Source organism: Mesorhizobium sp. WSM4307, assembly GCF_007003945.1.
Classification (GTDB): Bacteria; Pseudomonadota; Alphaproteobacteria; order Rhizobiales; family Rhizobiaceae; genus Mesorhizobium.
In genome coordinates this window covers 110,627-117,254 of the sequence record NZ_VFTB01000018.1, presented here as the reverse complement: position 1 = coordinate 117,254, position 6,628 = coordinate 110,627, and the positions used below count along the sequence as shown (strand labels likewise).

At 61.2% G+C, this 6,628-nt stretch carries 6 protein-coding genes; 1 reads left to right on the top strand and 5 read right to left on the bottom strand.

Going from position 1 to position 6,628, the window contains the following annotated elements; translation table 11 throughout:
• Positions 1–184 precede the first annotated feature (184 nt).
• Positions 185–1,225, bottom strand: a complete 1,041-nt coding sequence (locus tag FJV83_RS33200; RefSeq protein WP_095775794.1) for a glutamine synthetase beta-grasp domain-containing protein — start codon at positions 1,223–1,225, stop codon at positions 185–187.
• A 316-nt stretch (positions 1,226–1,541) separates the two neighbouring features.
• Here FJV83_RS33200 and FJV83_RS33195 point away from each other — a divergent pair, with 316 nt between their 5' ends.
• Entirely contained in the window at positions 1,542–1,733 is a 192-nt protein-coding gene (locus FJV83_RS33195; protein WP_142884628.1) for a DUF2735 domain-containing protein, read from the top strand.
• A gap of 77 nt (positions 1,734–1,810) precedes the next feature.
• Here the strand turns inward: FJV83_RS33195 and FJV83_RS33190 are convergent, their stop codons facing one another.
• The 4 genes from FJV83_RS33190 to FJV83_RS33175 form a co-directional block, all read right to left on the bottom strand.
• Positions 1,811–3,700 carry an MFS transporter gene (locus tag FJV83_RS33190; protein WP_142884629.1) on the bottom strand — a complete coding sequence of 630 codons (1,890 nt, stop codon included), beginning with the start codon at positions 3,698–3,700 and terminating at the stop codon, positions 1,811–1,813.
• A 185-nt stretch (positions 3,701–3,885) separates the two neighbouring features.
• On the bottom strand, positions 3,886–4,677 hold the full coding sequence (locus FJV83_RS33185; protein ID WP_142884630.1) for an ATP12 family chaperone protein: 792 nt from the start codon (positions 4,675–4,677) through the stop codon (positions 3,886–3,888).
• A gap of 12 nt (positions 4,678–4,689) precedes the next feature.
• The gene (locus tag FJV83_RS33180; RefSeq protein ID WP_185973290.1) at positions 4,690–5,559 is read right to left on the bottom strand and encodes a DMT family transporter; all 870 of its coding nucleotides are present in this window, start codon (positions 5,557–5,559) and stop codon (positions 4,690–4,692) included.
• A 47-nt stretch (positions 5,560–5,606) separates the two neighbouring features.
• Entirely contained in the window at positions 5,607–6,587 is a 981-nt protein-coding gene (locus tag FJV83_RS33175; protein WP_019857981.1) for an RluA family pseudouridine synthase, read from the bottom strand.
• Positions 6,588–6,628: the final 41 nt, after the last annotated feature.

Here is a 6,628-nt window from a genome sequence, read left to right as displayed (position 1 = left end):
TGGCCCCTGTGCAATACAGGATCCAGCCCCTAAACTCACCACATCAATGAACCGTCCAACTTTACGGGGTCAGTTCAATTGCCAGGGGTTTGTCAGAAACCTGAGCCCTGGCGTTTCCGCCAGGGCTTTTTGTTATCGAGTTCTGGTCGAGGCGAAGACCTTGCGTTCGGCGCCGCGAAAACAATCAGGCGGCGGCCGAAACCTTCGCGTCGGTCGCGACCTGCGAGATCGTCTTCAGCACCTGCGAAGCGATCTGGTAGGGGTCGCCCTGGGAGTTCGGACGACGGTCTTCCAGATAGCCCTTGTAGTCGTTCTTGACGAAGGAGTGTGGCACGCGGATCGACGCGCCACGGTCGGCGACGCCATAGCTGAATTTGTTCCACGGCGCGGTCTCGTGCTTGCCGGTCAGGCGCTTGTCGTTGTCCGGACCGTAGACGGCAATGTGGTCCATCAGGTTCTTGTCGAACTGCGCCATCAGGGCCTCGAAGTAGGCCTTGCCGCCGACTTCGCGCATGAACTTGGTCGAGAAGTTGCAATGCATGCCGGAGCCGTTCCAGTCCGTGTCGCCGAGCGGCTTGCAGTGGAACTCGATGTCGATGCCGTAAGCCTCGGTCAGACGCAGCAGTAGGTAGCGCGCCATCCAGATCTGGTCGGCCGCCTTCTTGGAGCCCTTGCCGAAAATCTGGAATTCCCACTGGCCCTTGGCCACTTCGGCGTTGATGCCTTCATGGTTGATGCCGGCCGCAAGGCACTGGTCGAGATGCTCCTCGACGATCTTGCGCGCGACGTCGCCGACATTCTTGTAGCCGACGCCGGTGTAGTACGGGCCCTGCGGCGCGGGATAACCGCTCTCGGGGAAGCCGAGCGGGCGGCCGTCCTTGTAGAAGAAGTATTCCTGCTCGAAGCCGAACCAGGCGTCCTCGTCGTCGAGGATGGTCGCGCGGCTGTTCGATTCATGCGGGGTGACGCCATCGGGCATCATGACCTCGCACATGACGAGAATGCCATTGGTGCGGGCCGGATCCGGGTAAAGCGCCACAGGCTTCAACACGCAATCGGAGCTGCGGCCTTCGGCCTGCATGGTCGAGGAACCGTCGAAGCCCCACAGCGGCAGCTGTTCGAGCGTCGGGAATTCGGCGAATTCCTTGATCTGCGTCTTGCCGCGAAGGTTGGGGACCGGGGTGTAACCATCGAGCCAAATGTACTCGAGCTTGTATTTCGTCATTCTAGCCTCTCGTTGCTTGTTCACCGAACACCAAACGGCCTCGACACACGTCTGCCGTCGGCAGCCGGCGCTGCCGATCCCTAAAATGCAATTCATGTGCCACTCCGACTTCGGCGGGTGCGGCAAAATGGCAGGGGTATCGCGTCGAATTTCATGAGCCGCCTCAACACTGGGCCCAAATCAATCAAGCTCGAATTATGCATAAATATTAGGCAATTGCTGATCTTTTCGTAGGCATATTGCCTAAAGGAATCGCAGGACCTATCTTGTGCGAAAGCTGAATCGACAAGCTCCTGAAAACGAAAGGAGACCGCCCATGGAAGTCGTCCGCTCCCGTCCGTCGGCAAAAATTCTGATGTTCCCTCTGGCAGCGCGAAATTCTGCCGCAAATTTAGGCGAAAAGGCGAAATTCGCGGCAGAGATCGCCTCGTTGCGCTGCACGTACGCCGATTTTGACGGCTGGTATCACGAAGCGGCCATCGAGGAAGAAAATCAGCCAAAGAGCTGATCAGCTTCTTCGGAGTCCCAGACACGGAAAAGCCCGGCGTGAGCGATCACGCCGGGCTTTCTGTTGGCCGAGGCCAGCTACTCCTTGCCGTGCAGGTCGGTGCCAAGCGTATCCTTAACGAAGATCATGCCGATGATCAGCGTCATCGCCGCGATCACCACCGGATACCACAGACCATAGTAGATATCGCCCTTGTAGGCGCTGAGCGCGAAGACTGTTGCCGGCAACAGGCCACCGAACCAGCCATTGCCGATATGATAGGGCAGCGACATGCCGGTGTAACGAATGCGGGTCGGGAACATCTCGACCAGGATCGCCGCGATCGGCCCGTAGACCATGGTCACGAACAGGACCAGGATGAACAGGATGCCGATCGTCATCGGCCAGTTTACGGCGGCCGGATCGGCGAACATGGCGAAGGCACCGCCGCCCGGTATGTTGTAGACGGTGACCTCTGGCGCGCCGGCGGCCTCGTCGGTGGTCAGGAGCTTGTCCTTGACCGCCTGATCGGTCGGCACCGCGGTTTTTTCGCCACCGCGAATGGCGGCGGCATCGAGCTTCAGTTCCGGATTGGCGGCGACAAATGCATCGAGCTTCTGGTCCGGTATCTTGATCGCCGCACGCTTCAGTGGATAGCCGCCGTCCCGAAGCGAGATATTGACGGCCTTCATGAAGGCTGCCTCTTTGGCTTTTGACTGGTCGCCGGCGGCGACGACGTCGTAGGACTCAACCGTCTCGCTACCGATTTTGACCGATGCCGCTGTTCCAGGGGCCGCCGTAGTGATCACGTCATAGGGAACTGAGTTCCTGGTTAGGAATGCCGTTGCCACATCACACGATGTGGTGAATTTCGCATTCCCCACCGGGTTGAACTGGAACTTGCAGTCGCCTGGCGCTGCCGTGACCGTTGCCTTTGTGTTCAGCTGCGCCTTGGCGAGTGCCGGATTGGCGGCCCAGGTCAATGCCTTGAACAGCGGGAAGGTGCAGACGATGGCGAGCGCAAGGCCAGCCATGATGATCGGCTTGCGGCCGATCTTGTCGGAAAGCCAGCCGAACACGACGAAGAAGATCGAGCCGAGTGCCAGCGCGATCGCGATCATGATGTTGACCGACTGCGCATCGACTTTCAGCACGTTCTGCAGGAAGAACAGCGCATAGAATTGGCCATTGTACCAGACGACGGCCTGGCCAGCAGTCAGGCCAAGCAGCGCCAGCAGTGCGATCTTGGCATTCTTCCACTGACCGAAGGCTTCCGAAAGCGGTGCCTTCGAGCCCTTACCTTCGTCCTTCATCTTCTGGAAGGTCGGAGACTCCGAGAGAGACAGTCGAATCCAGATCGAGACGGCGAGCAGCACGAAGGAAACGATAAACGGAATACGCCAGCCCCAAGCGGCGTAGGTTTCCTTGCTCAGGGAGCTCTGAACAGTCAGAATGACGATCAACGACAGGAACAGGCCAAGTGTCGCCGTCGTCTGAATCCACGACGTGTAGAAACCGCGGCGGTCATCAGGCGCGTGCTCAGCGACATAGGTCGCCGCACCGCCATATTCGCCGCCGAGGGCTAGGCCTTGCAGCATGCGCAGCCCGATCAGGATCACCGGAGCCGCGATACCCAAGGTCGCATAACCGGGCAGCAAGCCGACCAGGAAGGTCGACAGACCCATGATCGTCATGGTGACGAGGAAGGTATACTTGCGGCCGACGAGGTCACCGATACGGCCAAACACCAGGGCGCCGAACGGGCGGACGAGAAAACCGGCGGCAAAGGCCAGCAGCGCGAAGATGTTGCGCGTCGCCTCCGGAATGGTCGGGCTGAAAAAGGTCGAGCCAATGAAGGCCGCCAATGAACCGTAGAGATAGAAATCGTACCATTCGAAAACGGTGCCGAGTGAGGAAGCGAAGATGACCTTCTTCTCTTCCCGAGTCATGCCGCGGCTCGTTTTACCGGCGGTCGATGCCATTGCCATAGAGTTGTCCTCCCGTGAGACCCTTGTCCTCGATGCCGGCCGCCAGTGTCAGCGCTCTCCTCCGAACGCGGACTCGGAAAATGCCGGGCCATCACGGGAAAAATGACAGAAAGCGCCCGCCGACGGCAGAGCGACGATGGGATTATGACTTTGGTATTAGGTGCGGTGCGGCAATCGCCGCATAGTCAGCCCTTGAGTGCTTCGAGAAGGCTGACGGCAGCCATCATATCGCGTTTGCGGACGGCACGGCGCGCAACCGCTTCGGCATCCTGCCCCCAATGCTCGATCTGCCAGTCCTCGTCGACATGGCTGGCGGCCCAGGCAGTCTCGGCATCGAGCTTGCCGAAATCGACCGCCAGCGCCAGCAGCGCCGAACCCGTCAGCGAGGTCATGAGGTGGATGGCGGCCAGCCGCAGCGGCTCGGCGCGCTGATTGAGATGACTGCCCAGAACGGCGATCGTCTCGCGCGGCTGCTCGACATGGATGATCCCCTCGGCAAGGTTGAAGCGAGCCCCCAATGTCGTGCGCGCCCAATCGATGACCGGATCCCACTGCTCGTTCTGCCGCTCGACCAGCCCCTGGGGGGCGTCGGCGCGGTAACAGAGCAGATCCGATGAGGCAAACCGCAGTATGTCTTCCAGCACCGCCTGCGGATCGCTGGCAACGCCGTCGATGGCGGTGTTGACCAGGCGCATCACCGGCATCGTCACCGGATTGATCGTCTCGCCCTGTTCCGCGAATTCGCCTGCAACCAGCACTGCCGCCGCCTCGGTCGGCAGCGCCAGCAGCGCCTTGCCCGGCGTGCGCACCGGCTTGCCGTCGAGATGCACGGCGAAACCTCCCGCTATCGGCGCAACCGAAGCGGTTTTGTAGAAGCGCTTGGGCAGCGGCGTCTTCATCTGGATCTGGGCGCGGCGCACCGGATCCGGATCGGAAAGATACTTGCCCGCTTCGAGGTCGTTGAGGATGTCACGCATGAAAAGCCTCTCTCACACCGGTGTCAGCTTGCGCGCCGGCCGGTTAACGATGATCAGGCCCGCCGCAATCAAGCCAAGTGCCAGGAAAATGCGAATGGTCAGCGGCTCGTTCAAGATGATCGCGCCGCACAGGACACCAAAAGCCGGCGACAGGAAGGTAAAGCTGGACAGGCCGGAGGCCGGATAGCGACGCAGCAGCCAGAACCACAGGACATAGGTGAAGGCGACGATATAGATCGCCTGGAAAAGCAGCGCCAAAGTCGGCAACAAGGACGGATCGCGCACCGGCGGGCCGGCGAGAGGCAGCACCAATATGCCGACGATCGCCGCGCCGGCGAGTTGGTAGAGCAGCAGCTTCTCGGCGCTCGCCTCAACCAGTTTCGAGCGCTTGATGAGGATATTGGTCAAAGCCCAGAAAAATCCGGAGCCAAGACTGAGCAGATCGCCGAACAGCATGTCGCCGCCGCCAAGCTTGTCGGAAAAGACGGCGGTGAGGCCGGCAAAAGCCAGCAGCAGGCCGAGGAACTTGCGCATGGTGATCTGTTCGCCAAGCAGGAAGTGACCGCCAATCAGCATCCAGAACGGCATCGAGTTGACCAGCAGCGTGTTGCGGGCAACGGTCGTATGCTCCAGGCCGACATAGAGGCAGAGGAACTCGATGCCGAAAAGCACGCCCACGGCAATGCCGGCGAGCAATGTGCCATCGCGCCTGAACAGAGCGATGCCGCGCCAGCGGCACCAGAGGAAGACGCAGACGCCGCCGATGATCGAGCGTGCGATCGACAGGAAGACGGGGTCGTAGCCGGCATAGGAGATTTTGGCGGCGACGTAGTTCAAGCCCCAGGAAAAGGTCAGACCGACCATGATGGCGGCGGCGGCCATGTCGACCGTGTCGCGCCGATCGAGCGCGTCAGTGGCGCCGCTCAAGATCAATCCTCCGCGCTGGCGTCGTCGAAGCCGATCAGATTCCAGCTCTGGCGCATATGCGGCGGCATCGGCGCGGTGACGTCGATGACGCCTTTGTCGGGATGCGGAATGATGATGCGGCGCGCATGCAGATGCAGGCGATTCTGAATACCGCCGGGGAAGTCCCAGTTGGTGTCGGCCTCGAAATATTTCGGGTCGCCGATGATCGGGCAGCCGATATAGGCGGCATGGACGCGAAGCTGGTGGGTGCGGCCCGTATAAGGTTCCATCTCCAGCCAGGTCATGGTCTGCGCCGCCTGCTCGATGATACGGTAGTAGGACACGGCATGGTCGGCGCCTTTTTCACCATGCGCGGCGACCCGGACACGGTCGCCATCCTCGGTCGGCTCCTTGATCAGCCAGGTCGAGATCTTGTCCTCGCGCTTCGGCGGCACGCCCTTGACCAAGGCCCAGTAGGTCTTCTTCGTTTCGCGGGCGCGGAACGCCTCCGACAGCTTCATGGCGGCCAGTCTCGTGCGGGCGACGACCAGCACGCCCGACGTGTCGCGATCGAGCCGGTGGACCAGCCGCGGCTTCTCGCCCTTCTGGTTGCGCCAGGCCTCCAGCATGTCGTCGACATTGCGGGTGACGCCCGAGCCGCCCTGCACCGCCAGGCCCGCCGGTTTGTTGAAGACGAAAACCTTTGGGTCCTCGTGGATCAGCATTTTCGCCAGGACGTCGGCATCGCCCTGGTTGCGGATCGAATGGCCAGTCAGCGCGCTCTCGCCCTTCTTGTCGACCTCGAGCGGCGGGATACGCACCACCTGGCCGGGCTCGACACGGCTGTCGGCCTTGACGCGGCCGCCATCGACGCGGATCTGGCCGGAGCGCAGCAGCTTCTGCAAATGGCCGAAACCTAGGCCCGGGAAATGCGTCTTGAACCAGCGATCGAGCCGCATGCCCGCCTCGCCGGCCTCCACCGTGATCTGTTCAACGCCTGCCATTTTTTCTTCGCTTATCCGTTTCCAAAGCAGGGCTCGGCCTG

Excerpts from the sequence above, each read along its gene's own strand:
- FJV83_RS33200 (WP_095775794.1), bottom strand. The coding sequence starts at position 1,225 with ATGACGAAATACAAGCTCGAGTACATTTGGCTCGATGGTTACACCCCG.
- FJV83_RS33195 (WP_142884628.1), top strand. The coding sequence starts at position 1,542 with ATGGAAGTCGTCCGCTCCCGTCCGTCGGCAAAAATTCTGATGTTCCCT.
- FJV83_RS33190 (WP_142884629.1), bottom strand. The coding sequence starts at position 3,700 with ATGGCAATGGCATCGACCGCCGGTAAAACGAGCCGCGGCATGACTCGG.
- FJV83_RS33185 (WP_142884630.1), bottom strand. The coding sequence starts at position 4,677 with ATGCGTGACATCCTCAACGACCTCGAAGCGGGCAAGTATCTTTCCGAT.
- FJV83_RS33180 (WP_185973290.1), bottom strand. The coding sequence starts at position 5,559 with ATGGCCGCCGCCGCCATCATGGTCGGTCTGACCTTTTCCTGGGGCTTG.
- FJV83_RS33175 (WP_019857981.1), bottom strand. The coding sequence starts at position 6,587 with ATGGCAGGCGTTGAACAGATCACGGTGGAGGCCGGCGAGGCGGGCATG.